This window comes from Sphingomonas sp., from assembly GCF_964263785.1.
Classification (GTDB): Bacteria; Pseudomonadota; Alphaproteobacteria; order Sphingomonadales; family Sphingomonadaceae; genus Sphingomonas.
Map to the genome: position 1 here is coordinate 1 of NZ_CAXVWL010000117.1, position 21,880 is coordinate 21,880.

Genomic DNA, 21,880 nt, shown 5'->3' on the forward strand with positions numbered 1-21,880 from the left:
GCCCGCGCGCGCGCGCCGCCTCCGCGAGCAACCGCGCCGCTTCGAGCCCCGCCGCCAGCGGCGTGCCGCCGCCCCCCGGCAGCTCGGCAAGCGCTCGCCGCGCGCGGGTCAGCGACCGCGTCGGCGGCAGCAGCACCTCCGCCCCGACCACTCGAAACGCCAGCAGTGCGACCTCGGCGCGGGTGACATAGGCCTGCGCGAGCAGCAGCTCGACCGCACCCTTGGCCTCGGCAAGCCTGGCGAGCGCCGACGAGCCCGACGCATCGACCGCGAAGATCGTCACCGCTTGCGCGCGCGTCTCGAACCGGCGGACGCGCAGGTCGTCGCGGCGGATGCGGACGCGCCCGGGCTCGCCGCCGCGCAGCCGCTGCCACGGTGCTGCGGTGCGCAACGTATCGATCAGCGCTAACCGCCGCCCGCCGCCCGGCAGCCCGGCACGCACGCCGAGCGGTCGCCCCCGCGCGTTCGACTTGCGCCGCTCGCCGCCGCCGTGCGCGCGGACCGCCTTGCGCGAACCGCCCCCCGCCGCGATCTGTGCTAGGACGTCCTTGGGCAAGGCGGCGAGCGCGGCGGCGAGGACGATGTCGTCGAGCGGCGCGGGATCGCCGCGTTCCTCGTCGCCGCCGTCGTGATCTTCGGGGGGCGGGGGAGGGGGGGGCTCGCTCTCCGCGTCCGCCGGCGCGGGTATCCGCGTCGCGCGCGGAGCGAGGACGAGGCGGGCGGCGAGGGCGATGTCCTCGTCGGCGATCGCGGACCTGCCTGCCAGCGTGGCCGCGGCGCGAGCGGTGCAAAGCGCGAAAAGAGAGGCTCTGGCGGAGTCGACGCCAAGCGCTGCCGCTGTAGCGACGAGCGCGGTCAGGTGTTCGACGCTGCATTCCTCCCCGGCACGGGGAGGGGCGCCGCCAGCCGAAAGCTGGTGGTGGAGGGGCAGTTCCACGGGCTGCCCTGCTTGGGGCTGCCCCTCCACCCTCGGCGTCGCCCACGGTCCCCCACCCCCGACCGGGAAGGATCGAGACAGATCAATGTGAAAAGCCACCCGCTCCAGCAACGCCGCAGGCGCGCGTTCGTCCGGCTCGACCCCGTCATCCAGCGCCATCAATACGAACCGTGCAGCCGCCGCCTCGACTTCGCCCACATCCATCACCGAAGCGATCCGCGCCGCGGTGGCGTCGGACACCCGCTCGGCCATCGGCATCACCACGACCCCTCCGTCCGCTCCGGCCAGCAACCCCGCGCGACGCACCGCGACCCCGCGCGCCAGCGTCGCGGCGAGGTCGAGCCCGCCGAGCAGCGCCTCGTCATCGACATGCGGCGGCACCCGGCGCAGCGGCGCGTCTTCGCGCAAATCGCCGCGAAGCACATCGATCACCGCATCGCGCAAGTCGCCGCCGCCGCGCAGCACCATCCCGCCGAGCCCCGGGTCAATCGCGCACAACCGCGCCGCGAGCATCGCGTCGGCGAACGGATCGCCGCCTTCGCTCATGCAGGGATCAGGTCGTCGAGCGCCCGTTCGATCCGCGCGGTCGATCCGGTCTCGTCGAGCACTCCGCGCCGCAGCCGGTGGCGCAGTGCCATCGGCGCGACCTGGCGGATATGCCCCGGCCCGACCGCGGTATCGCCGTCGAGCGCCGCCAGCGCGCGGCCCGCGCGCATCAGCGTCAGCTCGCCGCGCAAGCCATCGGCGCCCACCGCGATGCACAGCCTTGATGCCAGTCCCAGCACCGCATCGGGCACCGCCACCGACACCAGCGCGGCGCGGCCGTGCGCAATCCGCTTCAGCGTCTTTCGCTCCGCCTTGGTCCAGGTGGCGGCGAAGGCATCGGGCGTCCGCTCGAACGCGTCGCAACGCTTCAATATTTCGACCCGCTCGGCCAGCACTTGCGGGGTGCGCACCTCGACCGACAGCCCGAACCGGTCCAGCAATTGCGGGCGCAGCTCGCCTTCTTCCGGATTGCCGCTGCCGACCAGCACGAAGCGCGCGGGATGGCGCACGCTCAACCCCTCGCGCTCGACGACATTCTCGCCCGAAGCCGCGACGTCGAGCAGCAGGTCGACGATATGGTCCTCGAGCAGATTGACCTCGTCGATATAGAGGAACCCGCCGTTCGCGCGCGCGAGCAGCCCGGGCTCGAACGCCTTCACCCCCGCGCCGAGCGCGCGTTCCAGGTCGAGCGCGCCGACCACCCGGTCCTCGGTCGCGCCGAGCGGCAGGTCGACGAACGGGACCGGCGTCGTCGCCTTGCTGCGAACGGGTGCCTCACCGGCCGGATGGTAACCCGCCTCGGCCGCCGGGATCGGCGGCAGCAGCGCGGCGAGCGCGCGCACCGCCGTCGATTTGCCGGTACCGCGGTCGCCGAACACCATCACGCCGCCGATCCGCGCGTCGACCGCGGCGATGAGCAGCGCCAGCTTCATCTCGTCCTGGCCGACGATCGCGGAAAAGGGGAAGGACACGCGCATCGCGGATGTGTATCACCAACTTGACACTCCACAAGCCGGACACCGCCCTATCATGTCGACACCGGTCATCGTCGCTGTCGCCGTGGCGATCTTTCTGGGCGCGGTCGGAGGGCTGATGACTCCGATCGGCAGCTGGTACAAGGATTTGAACAAGCCGTCTTGGCAGCCGCCCGATTGGGCGTTCGGCCCGGCCTGGACGATCATCCTGGGGCTGGCCGCGTGGTCGGCGGTGATCGCCTGGAACGCCGCTCCGGACGGCGACGCGCGCCGCGATGTCGTCATCCTGTTCGCCACCAACGCGGTTTGCCACCTGCTGTGGAGCCCGCTGTTCTTCCGCGCACGCCGCCCCGACTGGGCGTTGGTGGAGGTGGTGTTCCTCTGGGCCTCGCTGGTCGCGCTCGTCGTCGGATTGTGGCCGATCTCGCATTTCGCGAGCCTGTTGATCCTGCCCTATCTGCTCTGGGTCACCTTTGCGGCCTGGCTCAACCGCGCGATCGTCCGGCTGAATGCGCCTTTTGCGCGGTGAGTGTCGGTCTCAGGCTAACCAAGCTCGGTCCCTCGCCAACCGCAGGTGCGGCACCGGCGTAGGCTTGCCGCCGACTTGCGCGCACGGGAGCTAGTCAGCCGACGATCAGCGTGGCCCATGTCCGATCCTTGAAGTGCAGCGCGGCGGCCAGATCGTTTAAGGTACGGCGCAGGTCCGGACCGATCATGATTCCTTGCGCCAGACGCTGCGGCCGTGCTCGGAGACGCCGTCGATCAAGCCGATCGCGGCGGCCCCCGCCGCGGCAGCTGCCGCGATATCGCCGCAGCGCGCGGGCGGGTGCACGTCGATGCCGGGCGGCGGGGTGCGGTGCGATCGGGCAGCGTCGGACCGACGAAGACAATTGCGCGTAGATGGGAACTCACCGTCGCCAGCGCGCCAGATCGTCGTCATATCCCGCAAGCGCCGGCGCGACGACCTTGAAGACCGGGATGACGCGTTCGGGTTGGTCAGGTTCACGGCAAGAAGGGGGCCGAGACCCTGCCGGGCCAGCGTGTCGATCAGTCAGGCGAGCGTCGGGCGATCCTAGCGTCGTCGGCGGTGGACTCCGCTCGGAACCGGCGTTCGGCAGGCAGGAAGCCGAAAGTTTCGATTCGCGCCGTGAGATGCCGCCCACGATCGTATTGCGCCTCGACGATGTCGTCTCGCGCGCCCGCGAGCAGCTCGGCCCGCGATTGGGCCGCCTCGCACACAGAGGCGTGAACCGCAGCGGCGGCATCGCACCGCGCGGCAGCCCCGAAGGCGGGCGGCAATCCCTGTCCCCCCCGGCATACGATCGAGGATCGCCGCGGCGTAGGCGGGATTTCTCGGGGGGCGGGCAGTACTCGCGGCGGCGCAAGGTTCCACACCATCGCCGAACAGTTTCCTGCCGCAATGTTGGTAAACAGCCTGCCACAGCCCGCGTCCTCGATCGTGTCGATCCGAACCCGCGACGTTGCGCGCACCGCCGGCGGCGACCGCAGCCAGCTTGCGAACGAATCGCGTCCGACCAACTCGCTCAAGGCGACAGCAGCGCCGCCTCGCGGCTTTCGCCCGAGTCCAGGCCGTGCTGTGCGGCGAGAGGTCGTGGGCGTCGGCGCGTGTGAAGTCCAGGCTCACCAGGTCGAATGAAACCGCTTGCGAACGGCCCGATGTCAGGTCCGGCGCATCGACCCAGCTACGCGGACGATGGCGATCGAACCCGGTCGCGTTGTCCGCTTGCAGACGTGCGGTCAGCGCCAGCGTTTCCTTATCCAGGTCGTGCGCGGAGGCGCGCGCCTGCGGTTCGGCAAGCTCTTCGGCGTGATGGGTTTCGATCGCTTCCATGAGGGCGCCGATCGATGCCGCGATCGATCGGGGCCCTTGCTCTCCGGAACGGAGAGCGATTTGCTCATCGGCCGTGTGGCGTGACAGACCGGAATGTCGAGGCGATCAAGTCCGGTCGTATCCGCGAGCCTGGGTATGTCGATGAAGGCCGCGGCAGTTTGCGGCGTATTCAGCATAACGGCACGGCCAGCGACCAATCGGGGGGTCTGATGATGCTACTGAGCAAGTGGTATCGAGCATTCACCTGTCGAGATGGAGCAATCTTGTAGAGTATTGCGCGTGCGCTCCCTTGCGCGAGCGCCGTCGAACGAGTCGCGCCCGAGTCGCGGCGAATCCTGTATTGACGCCTTGGGTTAACCATTTATCGTCCGCGGCGACCGTGGAGCGTGTGACTGTTTTTATGAAGGTCGGCGGCGCAACGTGTCTCGTTTTAGTGCCAAATACCTGCACGTACGGTTCTTTCCCGTTCAACGTGGGTGTTGCCGCCGGTAAATTGCGTGCAGCATTTTTTTCTCCATCGGCGCCATATCGCGTATGACGCGTTAACCGGTCGGGAAAACAGATGCGTCGCCCACGACGCCAGGGGTTTGCTTTATGATCAATCGTTCCGTAGCCAATTCGAGCAAAAGCGTTCGCCGCAACACGCTGAGCGGCATTTCGCTCATCGCAATGCTGAGCATCGGCGCAGCATCGGCATCCGCCGACACGCTGAAATCGCGCTACACCCCAGCGGCGGACAATGGCGGCGGCGCCAATCCCGGTCGCGCCGATATCATTACCCAGACCGGTACGACCGGCACGATCACCGGCGACTACAAGCTGCGCGACACCAGCGCGCGGCGGTTCCGCTTCAACGGCTTCACGCTGGCCGAGCGCCAGGCGCGCGGCGAGATCGTGTCCGGCTACGAGACGGTCGACGGGCGCGTCAGCGTGGCGCTGGGCGCCGAGCAGAAGCGTACGGTCGTCACCTATCCCGACCAGATCAAGGGCACCAACGTCGCCACCCCGGTGTACGACAACAATCTGCTCGGTGCAGTGAACGCTACCGACCGCGACACGACATCGTATTTCGATACCAAAAGCCCGGTTTACGGCGACCTACGCCTCGCCGACATCACCAACTCCACGATCACCATCTCGACCGGCAGCAAGGCCAAGGACGTCTACGACACCGCCAACATGGCGATCGTGACCGCGGACAGCGGATCGACGCTGTATAACATCAAGGCCGCGAGCAACGTCGTGTACGATTCGCGCACATCGACGATGAGCGGAATCAGCCAGGACGGCTTTGCGCAGCCCGCGACGCGCGACTATCTGGTGTCGGTCACGACCTTTTCGGGCGTCGCGTTCAACGGCAACGACAGCGTAACCGATCTGGCGAGTCTCAAGCGCTACAACACCAGCCTGATCTCGCAGCTTCAGGCAGGCGCGATCACGCCGGCGCAATATGAGAGCATGATCCAGGCGGCGGCACCGGTTTCGCAGACGACGGTCGTCGTCCGGCAGGAGGAAATTCCGCGGTTCCGCGCGCCCAAGACGACCAGCGAGCGGCTGTTCGCGCGGGTGAACGCATCGACCTTCACGACCACCGCAGACTCTCAACTCGTCGGCATGGCGGAGGCGGACAAGAACACCGACGGCGGCAATACGCTGATCCTGGGCGAGAACGCCGCGACGATCGTCACCAATGGCAACATCGCGCAGGCGGGCGCCGGCCCGGCGATCCGGATCGACGGCGCCGGCACCACGCTGACCAACGGGGCCACCGGCGTCATCGGCATCGGCTACGAAACGCTCGACCGGTCGAGCGGCACGCTCGTGCCCACCGGGCTGAACGGCAAGGGCGATACCACCGACAACGTCGCGATCCTGGCGACCAATGGTGCGTCGGCGAGCAACGGGGGCATCATAAACGTCGCCAATCGCGATATCGCCAACGATCCCGATCACCCGACCTACGGCAAGGCCAACGTCGGCATCGTCGCGGGTTCGGGTGCGAGCGCATCGAATACCGGCACGATCCTGATCGGCGGCGGCGCGAGCGTCGCGGCGAACAACGCCGGGAGCTATGGCGGCGCGGCGGGTCTGGTCGCGATCACCGGCGGCACCGCGACCAATGCGGCCGGCGGGACGATCCGGGTTGGCACGACCTTCGCCGAGACCGCGGCCGATCTGGCGGCGGTGACCGACGTGGTCTCGATCAACTCCGCCTCGGGAATGACCTCGCTCACCGGCGGCGGCACGCTGCTCAATGCCGGCGCGATCCGGGTCGGCTCGCTGGCGCAGAACGCCACCGGCATCAAGGTCGGCGGCGACGGCGGCACCGCGACCAACAGCGGGACGATCACGCTCGACGCCTCGCCCACCACGACGCCGGTGCGGCGCAACGCAGCGATTTCGGTGCTGGGCAGCAGCGTCGCCGGTGCGGTCAACGCGACCAACACCGCGACCGGCGTGATCACGATCAGTGGCGTCAACAGCGTCGGCCTGCTCGTCGCCAACGGCGTCGCGGATGGATCGGCGCGCGCGGTCAACGACGGCGCGATCGTCATCAATGGCGGAATTTCTGTCGACCGGTTGCGCAATTACGGCATCTATGTCGCCAACGCATCTTCGTCGGCGCAGCAGAACGGGGCCATCACCTTGCGCGGCGAAGGCGCGATCGGCGCGCATGCACGCAACGGCGGCACCGTCGACGTCGGTGCGAACGGCACGATCGATTTTCAGGGTGCACGCCAGATCGGCTACTACGCACTTGGCAACGGATCGACGATCACCGGCGGATCGAGGATGACCGATGTCGATACCGCGGGCTCGACCGGCCTGCGCGTCGAGAGCGGGGCGACTGTACGCGGCGCCAATTTCGCGTTCACGGTTTCGGGCGCGAATGCGTTCGGCATCGTCGGTTCGGGTGCGTCCTCGGGCACGACGGTGGATGCGGCGGGAGTCCAGATCGCGGTCTCGGGCGCGGGCGCGACCGGGCTGCTGATCGAGGGCGGCGCGACAGGCGTTACCGGCGCGACGAGCGACATCCGTCTGACCGGTGCGAACACGATTGCGGCCGTCGTCGACGGGCAGGCGCATGATATCGATGGTCTCGCCATCGGCACGCCGGTCGCCACGACCAGCCTGATCGCAGGGGCGGACCTGGCGTCGTCGTTCGCGAACGTCACCGGCTATGTCGTGCGCAATCAGGCGCAACTGACCAATACCGGCGCGATCGCCTTCACCGGCGCGAACGGCACGGGCATCGTCGCCACCACCGGCGCGAGCGTTGCCAACAGCGGCGCGATCAGCATGGGCGCCAACAGCATCGGCATCGATCTTGCGGGTACGGGAACGACGGGCGTGCACACCGGCGCGCTGTCGGGCAGCGGCACCGGCGTGCGGATTGCGTCGGGCGCCGCCTTCACTAACAACGGCGCGATCGCACTGACCACGGGCACCGGCATCCTGGTCGACGGCGTCGGATCGACGTTGAGCGGCACGGGCACTGGCGCGGTTTCTGTCGCCGACGGCATCGCCGCGCTGCGCTTGGTCAACGGCGCGTCGGTGAACAGCGCCGGCAGCTTCACCGGCGGCGGTACCGCCCATGCGGTTCTGGTCGACACCGGAGCGGGCGCGCTGACGCTGGGAACCGGCACGATCGTCACGAACGGCACGGGCAACGGCATCGAGAACGCCGCCAATTCCTCGGCCGTCCGGCTGAACGGCACCGCGCTGACTGCCAACGGATCGGGCGCGGCGGTGCGTACCGCGGTGGCGCTCGACCCCGCATCGACCGCGACGCTGACTGCCGCCGGAGCGAACAGCACCGGCTTCGACTTCTCGGGGACGGGCGGCGCCGCCATCGCCAGCGATCTGACGCTGGGCAGCGGCTATGCGATCACCGCCAGTGGCGCCGGCGCGAACGGGGTTCGTGCGAATACCAGCGGCAATGTCGCGCTGACAGGGCGGGTCGACGTGACCAACGCGCTGGGCGGGTCGGCGTTGGTCGCGGGGCCTGCATCGCTCGCCACCAATGGCGGCACGCTGGTCTCGGCCAGCACGGCTGCTCCCGTGGTCGATCTGACCGGCGGCACTCGCGCGTTCACCAACACGGGTACGATCACCGCGGCGTCGGCCTCGGCGACCGCGATCAGCGGCGGCGACAATGGCCAGGCGGTGACGCTAACGTCGGGCCCGATCACCGGGGCGGTGACGCTCGGCGGCGGCAACGACACGTTCCTGATGACCGGGGGCACGCTTGCGGGTGCGTTCGGCGCGGGTGCGGGCAACGATACCGCGACGTTCCGTGGCCTAACCGACGCCAATCTGTCGGGGGTCACCGCGATCGCCGGCGGTGGAACCGCCGCGGGCGGCGACGTGCTGACCTTCGACGCCACCACCTCGACCGGCACGCGGCGGATCACCGGCTTCAACGCGGTCAATCTGATCAACGGCTCGGCGCTCACCGCCGACGGCGACCTGATCCTGGCGGGCGGCACCGCAACGATCGACGCCACCTCCACGCTGTTCGCGGGCAACGGGGTGCGCGGCACGATCGGCGCGGCGACCGGGGGCACCGCCAGCGTCGTCAACGCCGGCGTGATCGACTTGACCAACAGCACGTCGGGCGCGACCGACACGCTGACGATCCGCGGCAATTACGTTGGGCAGGGCGGAACGCTCAAGCTCCAGACCGTGCTGGCCAGCGACGGATCACCGTCCGACCGGCTGATCATCGATGGTGGCGCGGTGAGCGGGACGACCGCAATCCAGGTCACCAATGCAGGCGGCCTGGGCGCGCAGACGACGGGCGACGGCATCGAACTGGTCAGCGCGATCAACGGCGGCACGACGACCGCGACGACCACCGGAGCGGGCTTCACGCTGGCAGGCCAGCATGTCGATGCGGGCGCGTTCGAATACCGGCTGTACGCGTCGAACACCGCGGGAACGAGCCAGAGCTTCTTCCTGCGCACCCAGGCTTCGACCCAGACCGGAACGCCCACGCCAACCCCGACGCCCACACCCACGCCGACGCCTACTCCGACGCCGCCGCCGATCGACGCCGGTCCGCCGCCGGTCGATACGACCTATCGCGTCGAAGTGCCGTTGCTGGCGGCCTTGCAGGGCACGTTGCGTCGTGGCGATCTGGATATGCTCGGCACCTATCACCAGCGGCGCGGCGACGCCTATGGCGCCGTCGCCGACGACTTCACCGGGCCCGGGCTGTGGGGGCGGGCGATCTACGACGACGGTCGTTTCCGGCAGGGCGGCGCCGCGCGACCGACGACCGACGGCCACCTCTACGGCTTCCAAATCGGCGTCGACCTGTTCCGCTTCGCAAACGCCAGCGGGCATCACGACGTCGGCATCTATGGCGGCTATACCGACGGCAAGTTCGACGTCAGCGGCTTTGCCGGCGGTGTGCAGGGCCGTGCGGTCGGCCGGCTCGACCCGCATACGACCTATGCGGGCGTCTATTGGACGTACCTTGCGAACAGCGGCTTCTACGTCGACAGCGTCGTCCAGCACAGCTGGTACGGCGGTCGCGCGGCGGCGGTCAGCGGCAATCGGGTCGGTATCGACGGCACCGGCATCCTGGCGTCGGTCGAGACGGGCTATGCGATCCCGCTGTCGTCGACCTGGGTGCTGGAACCGCAAGCACAGCTTGTCGCGCAGGGCACGTCGCTCGATGATGTCGCGATCCCCAACGCCCTGGTGCAGCAGCGCGACCGCGGGCAGTTGACCGGGCGCATCGGCCTGCGGACCCGCGGCCGTTACGAGACAGGCTCGGGGGCGATCCAGCCGTACCTGCGCGCCAATCTTTGGAAGGCGTTCGGATCGACCGACACGACGCTGTTCGTCACCAGCGCGTCAACGACCGCGGTGCGGACGCCGACCTCGGCACTATGGGGCGAGGGCGGCGCCGGCCTCACTTGGTCGCTCACCCCGCGCGTGGCGCTGTACGGCGAGGCCGACTATCGCCGGTCGCTCGACGATGGGCAGGGTGTTGTGGGCCATTCGACGAGCGGTTCGATCGGGCTGAAGATCCGCATGTGACGGGCGGGGGCGATCTCCTCCTCGAGATCGCCCCAAATCTCAGAAAGCGTGCGAATAGCCGGCCAATCCGCGGGTCGTGCCGTCTGACATGTCGCGCATGACGCCCATGCGAAAGTTCGACCGCGCGGTGCCGCGCGAAAACCCGGTCGTGAGTTGCAGCCGCCGTGTGCTGCTCGCCAGATCGGCCGCGGTCGAGCTTACGAGCAGCGAGCGGGATGCCAGATCGTATCCCGTGCCGAAGGTCAGCTTCGCGCGGCCGCTCTCGATGGTGAGCGGCTGAGCGATGCCGAAGCTCAGAACGCCGCGCAGCAGCGGCCCGCTCGCCTGGAGCCCTGCGCGCGTGCCCCACAGCGTCGACGCGCCGGTGAGGATGGATGCCGGATCGATTTTCAGCCGCGTGGCGCCGATCGAGCCATAGCCTTCCAGGGTCCAGCCTGCGGCCAGGCCCATGCTGTGGTGCAGCTCGATCATCGCGGTCCGGGCGCCCCGACCCAACGACAGTGCGCCCGACGACACGACGCCCATTACCGACCCGGTCTCGTCGATCCACGAGGCGCGGATCGAGGTCGCGCCGCGATCGAACGACATCGTCGCCGCCTGGCCGCGCGAGGCGCCGAAGCTACCGCTGGCCAAGCTGATGCCGATCCTGCCGGCGGGCGTCGCGCGATCGAGCGACAAGCTGTTTCCGGCTTGCGGCACATATGCCAGGATGCCGTCGGCGAACGGCGCGAGGCCCATGATGTCGTGCTGCAGCGAATCCTGGGCGTTGAAGCCCGCGCCGATGCCTGTGCGACCTGCCCGATAGTGCAGCTCGCCCGACGTCATCACCTGATGGACGTCGCCACGCGCGGTGCCGGTGCGATAGCTCGCATAACCGACGGTCGCGCTGACCGGCCCCGCACCGAACGCGCTCGATCCGCCGTTGACCATCTGAGCCAGCCGCGTGCGCAGCCACGCGGCGCGTCCACCTTCGGGCGTGACGACCAAGTTTGCCAGCGAACCGCTGAAGTCGCGGCCGTATTGATCGAGCACCGTGACGTTGCGTACCGCGGTCTGGATCGATCCGGTGCCGATCGCCGCCGGGGCTGCCAGGACCGCGCTCGCAACGGCGGTTTGCACCGAGCCGTTGGACAGCACCGGGTTGACCGGCGACAGCGCCGCCTGGACGTCGATCAGCCCGGCGCCGAATGTCGCATCGACCCCCGGTGCGCCGATGTCCCGCGCGGTGGCAAGGATGACCTGTCCGGCTTGCACGCCGGTCAGCTGCGGCCATTTGCTCAGGATCGTCGCCGCTACGCCCGAAACCTGCGCCGCCGCGGCGCTGGTGCCCGAAAACCCGGTGATCGAGCCGTCGACCCGCGTCGTGATACTCGTGCCCACCGCGGTGATCGAGCGGTCCGCCATGCTGCCCGCTTTGTTCGAATAGGCGGCGAGCGCGTAGGACGATTGCACCTGCGGGTCGAGCGCCACGACGAACAGCCAGGCGTCGCGGTTGGTGGCGTCGACGTTGACCGCGTCGACCGGATTGTCGCCGCCGCTGTTGCCCGCGGCGTTGACCAGCAGGCCGCCGGTCGTGGCGTAATGCGCCGCGGCGTTGCGCAGGGACACGTTGAAGCCCTGCGACGCCAGCGACCTGTTGACGACCTTGATCCCGGCGTCGGCGGCATAGTCCAGCGCCTCGCCGTCGTGCGCCAGCGCTTCGGCGCCGGTGGTGTAATTGTAGTCGGACGTGCGCAGGATCGCGATCTTCGCGTCGGGGGCAATGCCCACCGTCGTGTCGCCATCGCGCCGGGCGGCGATGATCGCGGCGATCGCGGTGCCGTGATCGGACTGCGTGTCGCTCAGCCGGTCGCGCTTGGTGGTGACGCCGTTCTGCGTCTCGTAGCCGAAATCCTTCGACAGGCTGGAAATCTGATCCTTGAACGCCGGGAGCGCGGTGTTCACGCCATCGTCGAGCACGCCGACCGTGACGCCCTGGCCCGTCCAGCCGTGGTCGAGGGCATAGAGCGCGTTGACCAATTCGTTGGCGACGTAGTTCTGCCGGAATTCGGCGGTGTCGTTGGCGGAGCGAACCGGCTGCATCGCGGCGGGGGTCAGGATCGAACCGGCCGGCGCCGCAGCACCCGCAGCATAGCCCGGCGACGATACCGGAAGCGTGGGCGCCGCACCCGCCGGGACCGTCGACGCCGGGGGCGGCACGGCGATCGGCAGAGCCGCGACAGGTGCTTGGGAACCGCTGGAATTGATGCTGCCGCCGCCACCGCAGGCACTTAGCGATGCGAGAGCGAATACGCTGACGGAAAGGCGAAGATGTTGCATGGCTGATCCCCAAGTCTCTGGGGAGTCGAATAGTCAGCAACTGAAAACATAAACTTAACTGCTATTTACTTGATGGTGAATGCGTCTTTAACCGTAATTGATGACCCAAACAAAGTTATCTACAGTATTGCCAACCTAACAACTCTGCACGAGCCTTATGATCTTGATAAACATGAAGACTGGCCGCCGACATGCGTGTCGCGTTTGCAATCGTCCGGGCGATGGCAGTGCCGATCGGTCGCGCGGTCCTGCCGCAGCGATGGTGGTGCACCCGACTGGATTCGAACCAGTGGCCTCTGCCTTCGGAGGGCAGCGCTCTATCCAGCTGAGCTACGGGTGCCTGGGCAGGGGCGTAGCAAAGCGTTTCGCCGGATGCCAGTCGTTTCAGCATGGCGGCGTCGGGGGTGGCGTCGGGGGCGGCGGCGGGGTCTTGGGCTGGAAGGCGCAGAGGTCGGCGACGGGGCAGCGCCAGCATTCGGGGCGGCGGGCCTTGCAGGTGTAGCGGCCGTGGAGGATCAGCCAGTGGTGGGCGTGGCGGCGGAAGGGCTGGGGAGTCGCCGCCTCCAGTTGCAGTTCGACCGCGAGCGGGGTCTTGCCGGGCGCCAGGCCGGTCCGGTTGCCGACGCGAAAGATGTGGGTGTCGACCGCGAAGGTCTCGGCACCGAAGGCGACGTTCATCACGACATTGGCGGTCTTTCGCCCGACGCCGGGCAGGCGCTCCAGCGCGTCGCGGTCGTCCGGCACCTCGCCGCCGAACTCTTCGACCAGCATCCGCGACAGGGCGATGACGTTCTTGGCCTTGGTGTTGAACAGGCCGATCGTCCGGATATGCGCCTTCAGTCCGTCCTCGCCGAGCGCCAGCATCTTTTCGGGGGTGTCGACGATGTCAAAGAGCGCGGCGGTCGCCTTGTTGACCCCGGCGTCGGTGCTCTGGGCGGAGAGCGCGACCGCGACGACGAGGGTGTAAGGGTTGCGGTAATCGAGTTCGGTCTGCGGATCGGGATCGGCCTCCGCCAGCCGCCGGTAGAATTCGAAGACGTCCTGCTTCTTCACGGCCCCTAGTCTTTCAGGTCCAGCACGTCGCCCATGCGGTAGCGGCCGGGGGGCTGGCCGGCGAGCCAGAGGGCGGCGCGCACCGCACCCTTGGCGAAGATCGAGCGGTCGTCGCCGCGGTGGCAGAGCTCGATCCGCTCGCCGTCCCCCGCAAAGATCACCTGGTGATCGCCGATTACCGAGCCGCCGCGCAGCGACGCGAAGCCGATCGTGCCTTCGCTGCGCGCGCCCGACAGCCCGGCGCGGCTGTCGACCCGAACTTCGCCGAGCGTCGTGCCGCGCCCCGCCGCCGCGGCCTCGCCGAGCAGGATCGCGGTGCCCGAGGGGGCGTCGACCTTGTGGCGGTGGTGCATCTCGGCGATCTCGATGTCCCAGTCGGCGCCGAGCCGGGCTGCGGCTTCGCGGACCAGGATGCCGAGCAGGGTGACGCCGAGCGAGGTGTTGCCGGTCTGGAGCACTGCGATGTCGCGTGCGGCTTCGTCGATCAGCGCGTGGGCGGCGGCGGGGAGCCCAGTGGTGCCGACGACGATCGGGGTGCGCGCGGCGCGGGCGGCGGCCAGGTGCGCGGCGAGCGCGGAGGGGACCGAAAAATCGACCAGAACCTGCGCGGCGGCGGCAAGCGGGGCGGGATCGTCGCCCGCGTCGCTGCCGCCCGCCAGCGTCGCGCCCTCGATCGCGATCGCCGCGGTGATGGCGCGGCCCATGCGCCCGTCGCTGCCGTAGATGCCGATGCTGGTCATGGGCGTTCCTTGGCATAGGTGTGGGGTGGGGGACAGCGTGTTTGGTGCGCCCCGGAACGGGGAGAGGGACCGCGCACAAAGTGCGTGGGGGAGGGGCAGCCACAAGCGGGGATGCTGCTGAGCTGCCCCTCCACCAGCCTGCGGCTGGTCCCCAGTTCGGGGTCGATCGTGCCCCCGGCACGATCTTGGATTGCCGGGGGCAATCCAACCCCGAACTCCGTTCCGGGGAGAAATAAGTTTTTACGCCGCGTCCTGGGGGTCGGCGAAGGCGGAGCCGCGGTCGGCGGCGAAGCCGGTGGCGTGGCCGGTGGCGGGGCGCAGGGCTTCGCGTTCCTCGGCAGTGGGCACCGCGGTGGGATCGGGGCGGAAATGTTCGGGCGCGCGGGTTTCCGGCACCGGGGCGGGGGCCTTCGGCGAGAGGTCGGGGGCGGGGTGGCCCTCGGGCGCGGTTCTGGCGCGGCGGAGGACGACCGCGAGCAGCGTCGCGCCGATGCCGATCGCGGCAGCACCCGCCGACAGGAGCCCGACGCCGAAACGGCGGTCACCGGGCTTCTTCGCGGGGGTGCGTTTCGGGGTCTGCTTGCGCCGGGTGGCCATGGTCGTGCCTCGTGTGAAGGGGGTCAGGCGCGTCCAACCCTTCGGCGGGGGCGGGTGTTCCCGGCTCGTGCGCATCGCGCGGCGCGGGGGTGGCGTTTGCGGGAGCGTTGGCGGCGAACCTGGCGTCGCGGTCGGCCTCCGCCTCGGCCAGCGCCTCGTCGCTGTCGGGTTCGACCAGGCCGAGCGCGGCGCATTCCTCGGAAGACAGCTGACGCTCGTAGTTCTCGTCGCTCCATTCGCCATCTTCGTCGCCGGCGAAGTCTTGCGGAGGCGCGAAATGGGTGCGCCACTGCCTGGCGGCATCGTCGTACCAGACCGGGCTGCCGGGCGCGCCGAGCGAGTCATCGTGGGCGGACGTTGACACCGGTTGACGCGTGACCGCGGGTTGTTCCGGTTCGGGAGCAGGCTCCGGTTCGGGGGCGGGCGGGGGCGCGAGGACGAGGAGCCCGGCGGCTTCGGCGCGCGTCCATTGCTCGGCGGTCCAGTCGCCGCGGGCGGCGGGATCGAGATCGGCGATCCGCACGTCGTCGGCCGCGGTGCCGCAGCGGATCATGCGATCGGCGCGGGCGAGCGCGAGGACGGGTTCGAGCTCGGCCGCTTCATTGCCTTCGCGCGCGAGCATGAACAGCCCCGCGCGCGCCGGGCCGCCCTCCGCGCCGACGATCTCCAGATAGCTGTCGAAATCGGCGGCGACGAGGCGCGCGGCGTGGCCGGGGGCGGTGCGCTCGCTCGCGTCGGCGTAGCGATCGAGGCGGTTGAGCATCTGCACCGCCAAGCGATTGTCGTGATGGTGTTTGGTGACGGTGGAGCCGTCGGCGCGGGTGATTTCGACCGTCTGGCCTTCCACGGCGCGGATCAGCAGGTCGGCGGCGACGCGTTCGCGCGCGAGCAGGTCCGCCCCGCGCCAGCCGAGATCGAAGGCGCGACCCTTCGGGCGGCGGCGAAAGGCGTAGGCGGAAGCGGCCGAGAGCTTCACCGCGCGGCACGCGTCGCGAACGGTTTCTCCGTCGGCGATCGCCTCCAGGAAGCGCTTCTGCCGCGCGCCGGTCCAGCCGTCGATGTTGGTGGAGGGCTGGATGGCGTTGTTGATCTTGGCCATGGCGGCTTCGAGTTCGGGCGGGAGCGGGGTGGGGGCTTCGTCGGACATGCGGGTCTCCGTGTGGAACATAAGGGGACCGGATGGGTATGCCGAAGCGGGGGTTGTAGGACAGCCCTGGTGGCGAAGAAATTTGCGCGAGCAAATTGGGAGCGGACTGCGGGGCTCGCCGGCGTCGCTACAGCGACGACCGGCGGCGACGCGAATCTGCCGCGGCGGGCATAGGCGTGGGGATGTTGATCCACAATGGAGCGATTGCCTTGGCCTGCGCCATGGCATGCAATATGTCGGATCTTGGCGGTCTTGCCTTGATTGCCGCCTCAGCCGGAGCGAAACGCAAGATGGGCTGCTGTCCGCGGGGTTGGCGGTCATCCTGACACATGAAAACCGCCGCTACTGGAAATGGAACGTGAGCCGGAGCCGCCGAACCTCGCCGATCATGCCGGTGACCACTGCTGAAAGCGAGAAGGCTTACAAGGCGAGAGCGCATCGCGCCGAGCGCGCGGCGGTGCGTGTCAGCCTGAGCCGAGGCGTAGACCCGCCTTCGCCGCGCGCGTTCGGCGATCCTTGGAACGGCGACAAGGATGGCAAGCGCTACCGGGACAATGCGGGCGACCTGTTGCGCAAGTAGCGCAGACTACCAGCGCCCGCCCGCCTTCTCGATCGCCGCGAGCAGCGCGCGTTTGGAGGGGGTGCGGCGGGTGCCCCTGTTGCGGGGGACCGTCGGGCTACCGGCGGCGGCGCGGCGCGCGATCAGTTCGCGTCCGAATTCCTCCATGTCGATGATGGCGGGCTCGTCAGGCGGCGGGGATGTCGTCGATGCCATAGTCGCCACAGCTTTCGGTTCGGATACGGGCGTCAAGATAGGCGCGGTCGAGGTCGGGGTACAGGGCGAAGAGGATCGCTGCCTGCTCGCCCATTTCGGGGGCCGCGCCGCTGGCGTATTGCCCCATGCGATCGGCGATCATGTCCTCGACCGACAGGATGCGGAACACGGCGGTTTCGCCGGGTGGGCGCACGAGCCTGATGCGGGCGAAGTCGGCGGTGCCGCCCAGCGGCGTGCTGGCCACGACCTCGAAGCCGAGCCGGAGGTCCGGGTGTATCCAGCCGAGCGGGGTGTGGCCGATGCCTTCGGGCTTGGTGAAGCCGAGGCGAACGAGTTCCTCTTCCAGCTCCGGCTGCACCGGCGAGGTGAGGTCGACATCGCCCGTCATCAACGCGCTACCGGAGAAATACTCCACTGCCGCGCCGCCGACGAGGATGGGGCGGGGTAGGCCGCGGTGTCGCGGGTGTCCGAAAAACTATCCGAGCGTTGCAATTTGCCCGTGGTCCGTCGTAATCTAGCTTGCACCCCAAGGATTAATTATGCCGACTCCATCATCTGCCCAGAACATAATTTCATATAAAACACCCTGCTTCGCCACGAAGTTTGGCGAGATTCCGGCTTACACCTTTTCGATGAAGGTGAGTGATTTAGTAGACGTGAGTTACGTCGCCGTTCGCGGAGTAGACGAAGAGGAAGGTGCAGTTCAGAGAGTTTTGAGTAAGGCTCGCATTGCAAAGATAAGGTCGTATATTCTAGACGGAAACACATTTTTTAACTCGTTCATTCTAAACTGGACTGATAAAACATATCCTGTTCGAGTTAACGAAGGCAAGATTAACATACCGCTTGTTACATCTTCTGCCCAGGTTATTGACGGCCAGCATAGAATTACCGGCCTGGAAGAGGCGATGAAGGAAGATGCTACAGTCGGCGAGCGAGATATCATTGTAACCTTGTGCACCAACCTAACTACACCGCAAGCCGCCGGTATATTTCTAAACATAAATACGGAACAGCGGCCGGTCCCAAAAAGCCTTATTTTCGATTTATTTGGGGAAGTTGAGGGTGATCCCGCTCATGCAATTAACAGGGCTACTGACATAGCGGAGTCACTGAACGAGGACCCATTATCTCCACTATACAAGTTAATTAAGTTTCCAGGTGCTCCGCGAGGAGTAGGTCGAATTGAGTTATCGACGTTTGTTACGGCATTAAAAAAGCATCTTGAAAAAGATGGTGAGTTTTCACGGGTTAAGCTGAAGAGTCTTGATGCACAAAAGGCAGCCGTGTTTAACTTTTTCGCGGCAATTAGAAGCTTCTATGAGCCTCAAAAAGTATGGCAGTCACAGACTGGCAATCCGTTCTTTCGAGCGGCGGGCTTCAATGGTGCTGTAGATTTTCTCTGCGATAAGCTTCTTTTGAAATGCGCGGAACGAAAGTCATTCACCGTAGAAACAATGCGAAATGTTTTGCGTTTGGACGAGTATTCTCTTCTGACTTGGGACGACTTGCAGGGTACGGATGGAAAAACTGCGCGGAAAAAAGTAGCGGAGTATTTGAGTTCTAGCCTTACTGGCTCGCTGGCGGATCAGGATGAATACGAATTCTGATCGTCATCTGTCTCAGCTATTTGTGGAAGGCCGGATTGGATGTCAGTCATCCAGTCAGTTGCTGACACTTGTTCATAGCTTTGAGAATTATACAATTAACCACCAAGACTTACCGCAGTTATCGGCCGCGCTTAGTGTTGACGCCGGAGCGTATTTTGACAAAGGTATTATTACAGTCTTCCAAGCGTTAGCTGGACTTGATCAAGGTCATGAGTCTTGGGCGCTGATTAAGTTGTACTATGCAATCTACTTCTTTCTTCGTGATGAATTGGCGAACGATGGTATAGCGATACTACGCTGTAAAAACATCTACACGCTCGAGGTGCAGTACGGAGCGAAGCCTGTTAAGCGAGCGGGGCCTCGATATCGGGGAGATCACCACGCTACCATATCACTTCACCAAGACAGATTTATAGGACGCGACCTCTTAACATCTCAAAATATTGAAGGCGAGAGTCCTTATAATTGGATGAAAGACAAACGAGAGTGGATTAACTATCGTAGAAGATACTTTATAGATCAAGTCGGTGCCAGGGGAATATCATCAGCAGATGAGAGCTTCTCTAAGCAAATTGATCGATACTGTAAAGATACCATACCGATATACTGCTTTGACCCGGACTACGCCGCGTTGGCTTTGCCGATAAAACGTGCTCAGCTCTCTATCAAATCGAGGCACAACGCACGTCAGTCCATCGGTGAACATTCAGATAGGCTATCTGAATTAATTAACAGAAGCGAGAGCTGCCGAGCTTTTCTAGCCGCAATCAACTAACACGAACACAATTCTAAACCGCCGCCACCCGCTCGCCCCGCCCCAGCAATGGCGCCAGATACCGCCCCGTGAAGCTCCCCGCCGCAGCCGCCACCACCTCCGGCGTGCCCTGGGCGACGATCTCGCCGCCCTTCACGCCGCCCTCGGGCCCTAGGTCGAGCACCCAATCCGCGGTCTTGATGACGTCGAGGTTGTGTTCGATCACCACCACCGTGTTGCCCTGTTCGACCAGCGCGTGGAGGACTTCGAGGAGTTTGCGGACGTCCTCGAAATGCAGGCCGGTCGTAGGTTCGTCGAGGATGTACAGCGTGTTGCCGGTCGCCCTGCGCGACAGCTCCTTGGCGAGCTTCACGCGCTGCGCTTCGCCGCCCGAGAGGGTCGTCGCCTGCTGGCCGACCTTGACGTAGCCGAGGCCCACCTCGACCAGCATCGCCATCTTGTCGCGGATCGGGGGGACGGCCTTGAAGAACTCCGCGGCATCCTCGACCGTCATGTCGAGGACGTCGGCGATGCTGTGGCCCTTGAACTTCACCTCCAGCGTCTCGCGGTTGTAGCGGGCGCCGTGGCAGACGTCGCACTGGACGTAGACGTCGGGGAGGAAGTGCATCTCGATCTTGAGGACGCCGTCGCCCTGGCACGCCTCGCACCGCCCGCCCTTGACGTTGAAGCTGAAGCGGCCGGGCTTGTAGCCGCGCGCCTGGCTTTCGGGGAGGCCGGCGAACCAGTCGCGGATCTGGGTGAAGCTGCCGGTGTAGGTCGCGGGGTTGCTGCGCGGGGTGCGGCCGATCGGCGACTGGTCGATGTCGATGACCTTGTCGAGATGCTGGAGGCCGGTGATCTTGTCGTGCTTGCCCTGTTGGATGCGCGCGCCGTTCAGTTCGCGCGCGGCGGCGGCGTAGAGGGTGTCGATGGTGAAGCTCGACTTGCCCGAGCCCGACACGCCGGTGATGCAGGTGAAGGTGCCGAGCGGGAGGCTGGCGGTGACGCCCTTCAGATTGTTGGCGGTGGCGTTGTGGACGGTGATCTGGCGGCCGTTGCCCTTGCGGCGCTCCTCGGGCAGTGGGACCATGCGGGTGCCGTTGAGGTAGTCGACGGTGATGCTGCCCTTCGATTTGAGCAGCTGCTTGAGGGTGCCCTGCGCGACGATCTGGCCGCCGTGGACGCCTGCGCCGGGGCCCATGTCGATGACGTAATCGGCGGTGCGGATCGCATCCTCGTCATGCTCGACGACGAGCACGGTGTTGCCGAGGTCGCGCAGGCGGCGCAGCGTCTTGAGCAGCATGTCGTTGTCGCGCTGGTGGAGGCCGATCGAGGGCTCGTCGAGGACGTAGAGGACGCCCGATAGGCCGCTGCCGATCTGCGACGCCAGGCGGATGCGTTGGGATTCGCCGCCGGACAGCGTGCCGCTGGTGCGGTCGAGGTTGAGATAGTCGAGGCCGACGTTGTTTAGGAAGCCGAGCCGCTCGACGATTTCCTTCAGGATGCGTTCGGCGATCGCATTCTGCTGGTCGCCGAGGTGCTGGGGCATGGCGGTGAAGAAGGCGAGCGCGTCGACCACGCTGAGGCGGGTGGCGTAGCTGATGTCCTGCATCGCGATCTTCACCGCGCGCGCTTCGGGCTTGAGGCGGGCGCCGTGGCAGGTCTCGCAGGGGCGGCTCGACTGGTATTTGCTCAGCTCCTCGCGCATCCAGGCGCTTTCGGTCTGGAGCATGCGGCGGTCGAGGTTGCCGATGACGCCCTCGAACGGCTTGACGACGTCGTACTTCTTGCGGCCGTCGATGAAGGTGAGGGTGACGGGCTTGCCCTTGGAGCCGTGGAGGATCAGCGCGTGGATCTCGGCGGGCAGGTCGGCCCAGGGGGTGTCGAGCGCGAAGTCGAATTCTCGCGCGAGGCTGCCCAGCACCTGCATGTAGTACGGGCTTGGCGGGTTGGACTTGGCCCAGGGGACGACCGCGCCCTTCTTGATGCTCAGGCCGTGATTGGGGACGACGAGGTCTTCGTCGAAGATCAGTTTCTCGCCGAGGCCGTCGCACGCGGGGCAGGCGCCTTGCGGGGCGTTGAAGCTGAACAGGCGCGGTTCGATCTCGCTGATCGTGAAGCCCGACACGGGACAGGCGAACTTCTCGGAGAAGACGATGCGGCCGTCGGGGGCGTTGTCGCCGAGGATCGCGGATTTGGGGGTGGCGACGTCGACCGGATCGGCGGGATCGACATAGGCGAGGCCATCGGCGAGTTTCAGCGCGGTCTCGAAGCTGTCGGCCAGGCGCGTGGCGATGTCGCCCCTCACGACGATGCGGTCGACGACGACTTCGATGTCGTGCTTGTACTTCTTGTCGAGCGCGGGGGCCTCGTCGATTTCGTGGACGGTGCCGTCGATGCGGACGCGGGTGAAGCCCGCGCGCTGCCATTCGAGCAGCTCCTTGCGATACTCGCCCTTGCGGCCGCGGACGACGGGGGCGAGGAGGAGCAGGCGGGTGCCCTCGGGCAGCGACAGCACGCGGTCG

The 21,880-nt window shown here is 66.8% G+C and carries 17 protein-coding genes, 1 tRNA gene and 1 pseudogene; 5 read left to right on the plus strand and 14 right to left on the minus strand.

What is annotated here, in order from left to right:
- Both ACE5C1_RS15270 and ACE5C1_RS15275 read right to left on the minus strand, forming a co-directional pair.
- Nucleotides 1–1,483: VWA domain-containing protein (locus ACE5C1_RS15270; protein ID WP_374944929.1), on the minus strand; the 1,483-nt coding region annotated here is incomplete at its 3' end.
- Complete coding sequence (locus ACE5C1_RS15275) at nt 1,480–2,460, minus strand: ATP-binding protein (RefSeq protein WP_374944930.1); 981 nt, start codon at nt 2,458–2,460, stop codon at nt 1,480–1,482. The genes ACE5C1_RS15275 and ACE5C1_RS15270, both read right to left, overlap by 4 nt.
- Nucleotides 2,461–2,512: 52 nt before the next feature.
- On the opposite strand from ACE5C1_RS15275, the gene ACE5C1_RS15280 reads away from it, so the two are divergent.
- Complete coding sequence (locus ACE5C1_RS15280; protein WP_374944931.1) at nt 2,513–2,986, plus strand: TspO/MBR family protein; 474 nt, start codon at nt 2,513–2,515, stop codon at nt 2,984–2,986.
- 183 nt (nt 2,987–3,169) lie between these two features.
- Here the strand turns inward: ACE5C1_RS15280 and ACE5C1_RS15285 are convergent, their stop codons facing one another.
- The 3 genes and pseudogenes from ACE5C1_RS15285 to ACE5C1_RS15295 form a co-directional block, all read right to left on the minus strand.
- Nucleotides 3,170–3,397, minus strand: a complete 228-nt coding sequence (locus ACE5C1_RS15285; protein ID WP_374944932.1) for a hypothetical protein — start codon at nt 3,395–3,397, stop codon at nt 3,170–3,172.
- Between the two features lie 107 nt (nt 3,398–3,504).
- Complete coding sequence (locus ACE5C1_RS15290; RefSeq protein ID WP_374944933.1) at nt 3,505–4,005, minus strand: YcaO-like family protein; 501 nt, start codon at nt 4,003–4,005, stop codon at nt 3,505–3,507.
- Between the two features lie 121 nt (nt 4,006–4,126).
- Nucleotides 4,127–4,309 (minus strand): annotated as a pseudogene (locus ACE5C1_RS15295) (SagD family bacteriocin biosynthesis docking scaffold); the annotation flags it as partial.
- Nucleotides 4,310–4,903: 594 nt separating this feature from the next.
- Between ACE5C1_RS15295 and ACE5C1_RS15300 the strand changes: the two are divergent.
- Entirely contained in the window at nt 4,904–10,360 is a 5,457-nt protein-coding gene (locus ACE5C1_RS15300; protein WP_374944934.1) for an autotransporter outer membrane beta-barrel domain-containing protein, read from the plus strand.
- 39 nt (nt 10,361–10,399) lie between these two features.
- On the opposite strand, the gene ACE5C1_RS15305 is transcribed toward ACE5C1_RS15300, so the two are convergent.
- From ACE5C1_RS15305 to ACE5C1_RS15330, 6 genes are all read right to left on the minus strand, one after another.
- A complete protein-coding gene (locus ACE5C1_RS15305) occupies nt 10,400–12,559 on the minus strand; it encodes a S8 family peptidase (protein ID WP_374944935.1) in 2,160 nt (719 codons plus the stop codon).
- 383 nt (nt 12,560–12,942) lie between these two features.
- Nucleotides 12,943–13,019, minus strand: a tRNA-Arg gene (locus ACE5C1_RS15310).
- 44 nt (nt 13,020–13,063) lie between these two features.
- Nucleotides 13,064–13,732: an endonuclease III gene (nth, locus tag ACE5C1_RS15315; RefSeq protein WP_374944936.1), complete on the minus strand. Its 669-nt coding sequence runs from the start codon at nt 13,730–13,732 to the stop codon at nt 13,064–13,066.
- 5 nt (nt 13,733–13,737) lie between these two features.
- Nucleotides 13,738–14,472 carry a 4-hydroxy-tetrahydrodipicolinate reductase gene (gene dapB, locus ACE5C1_RS15320; RefSeq protein ID WP_374944937.1) on the minus strand — a complete coding sequence of 245 codons (735 nt, stop codon included), beginning with the start codon at nt 14,470–14,472 and terminating at the stop codon, nt 13,738–13,740.
- 240 nt (nt 14,473–14,712) lie between these two features.
- Nucleotides 14,713–15,069, minus strand: a complete 357-nt coding sequence (locus tag ACE5C1_RS15325; RefSeq protein WP_374944938.1) for a hypothetical protein — start codon at nt 15,067–15,069, stop codon at nt 14,713–14,715.
- Nucleotides 15,014–16,216 carry a hypothetical protein gene (locus ACE5C1_RS15330; protein ID WP_374944939.1) on the minus strand — a complete coding sequence of 401 codons (1,203 nt, stop codon included), beginning with the start codon at nt 16,214–16,216 and terminating at the stop codon, nt 15,014–15,016. The genes ACE5C1_RS15325 and ACE5C1_RS15330 overlap by 56 nt, the downstream gene beginning before the upstream one ends.
- 310 nt (nt 16,217–16,526) lie before the next feature.
- Between ACE5C1_RS15330 and ACE5C1_RS15335 the strand changes: the two genes are divergently transcribed.
- Nucleotides 16,527–16,796, plus strand: coding sequence for a hypothetical protein (locus tag ACE5C1_RS15335; protein ID WP_374944940.1), 270 nt, complete (start codon nt 16,527–16,529; stop codon nt 16,794–16,796).
- Nucleotides 16,797–16,802: 6 nt separating this feature from the next.
- Here the strand turns inward: ACE5C1_RS15335 and ACE5C1_RS15340 are convergent, their stop codons facing one another.
- Together ACE5C1_RS15340 and ACE5C1_RS15345 are read right to left on the minus strand one after the other, a co-directional pair.
- Nucleotides 16,803–16,991 carry a hypothetical protein gene (locus tag ACE5C1_RS15340; protein WP_374944941.1) on the minus strand — a complete coding sequence of 63 codons (189 nt, stop codon included), beginning with the start codon at nt 16,989–16,991 and terminating at the stop codon, nt 16,803–16,805.
- Nucleotides 16,963–17,379: a hypothetical protein gene (locus tag ACE5C1_RS15345; protein WP_374944942.1), complete on the minus strand. Its 417-nt coding sequence runs from the start codon at nt 17,377–17,379 to the stop codon at nt 16,963–16,965. The genes ACE5C1_RS15340 and ACE5C1_RS15345 overlap by 29 nt, the downstream gene beginning before the upstream one ends.
- Nucleotides 17,380–17,530: 151 nt before the next feature.
- Between ACE5C1_RS15345 and ACE5C1_RS15350 the strand changes: the two genes are divergently transcribed.
- Together ACE5C1_RS15350 and ACE5C1_RS15355 are read left to right on the plus strand one after the other, a co-directional pair.
- Complete coding sequence (locus tag ACE5C1_RS15350; RefSeq protein ID WP_374944943.1) at nt 17,531–18,601, plus strand: DGQHR domain-containing protein; 1,071 nt, start codon at nt 17,531–17,533, stop codon at nt 18,599–18,601.
- The gene (locus ACE5C1_RS15355) at nt 18,585–19,376 is read left to right on the plus strand and encodes a hypothetical protein (protein WP_374944944.1); all 792 of its coding nucleotides are present in this window, start codon (nt 18,585–18,587) and stop codon (nt 19,374–19,376) included. The genes ACE5C1_RS15350 and ACE5C1_RS15355 overlap by 17 nt, the downstream gene beginning before the upstream one ends.
- A 13-nt stretch (nt 19,377–19,389) precedes the next feature.
- Here ACE5C1_RS15355 and uvrA read toward each other — a convergent pair.
- A partial coding sequence (gene uvrA, locus ACE5C1_RS15360; protein ID WP_374944945.1) for an excinuclease ABC subunit UvrA occupies nt 19,390–21,880 on the minus strand: 2,491 nt, incomplete at its 5' end.

Bases quoted from the DNA above. Each gene is read 5' to 3' on its own strand.
- ACE5C1_RS15275 (WP_374944930.1), bottom strand. From the start codon at position 2,460: ATGCGCGTGTCCTTCCCCTTTTCCGCGATCGTCGGCCAGGACGAGATG.
- ACE5C1_RS15280 (WP_374944931.1), top strand. From the start codon at position 2,513: ATGTCGACACCGGTCATCGTCGCTGTCGCCGTGGCGATCTTTCTGGGC.
- ACE5C1_RS15285 (WP_374944932.1), bottom strand. From the start codon at position 3,397: ATGACGACGATCTGGCGCGCTGGCGACGGTGAGTTCCCATCTACGCGC.
- ACE5C1_RS15300 (WP_374944934.1), top strand. From the start codon at position 4,904: ATGATCAATCGTTCCGTAGCCAATTCGAGCAAAAGCGTTCGCCGCAAC.
- dapB (WP_374944937.1), bottom strand. From the start codon at position 14,472: ATGACCAGCATCGGCATCTACGGCAGCGACGGGCGCATGGGCCGCGCC.
- ACE5C1_RS15325 (WP_374944938.1), bottom strand. From the start codon at position 15,069: ATGGCCACCCGGCGCAAGCAGACCCCGAAACGCACCCCCGCGAAGAAG.
- ACE5C1_RS15330 (WP_374944939.1), bottom strand. From the start codon at position 16,216: ATGTCCGACGAAGCCCCCACCCCGCTCCCGCCCGAACTCGAAGCCGCC.
- ACE5C1_RS15340 (WP_374944941.1), bottom strand. From the start codon at position 16,991: ATGGCATCGACGACATCCCCGCCGCCTGACGAGCCCGCCATCATCGAC.
- ACE5C1_RS15345 (WP_374944942.1), bottom strand. From the start codon at position 17,379: ATGACGGGCGATGTCGACCTCACCTCGCCGGTGCAGCCGGAGCTGGAA.
- ACE5C1_RS15350 (WP_374944943.1), top strand. From the start codon at position 17,531: ATGCCGACTCCATCATCTGCCCAGAACATAATTTCATATAAAACACCC.
- ACE5C1_RS15355 (WP_374944944.1), top strand. From the start codon at position 18,585: ATGAATACGAATTCTGATCGTCATCTGTCTCAGCTATTTGTGGAAGGC.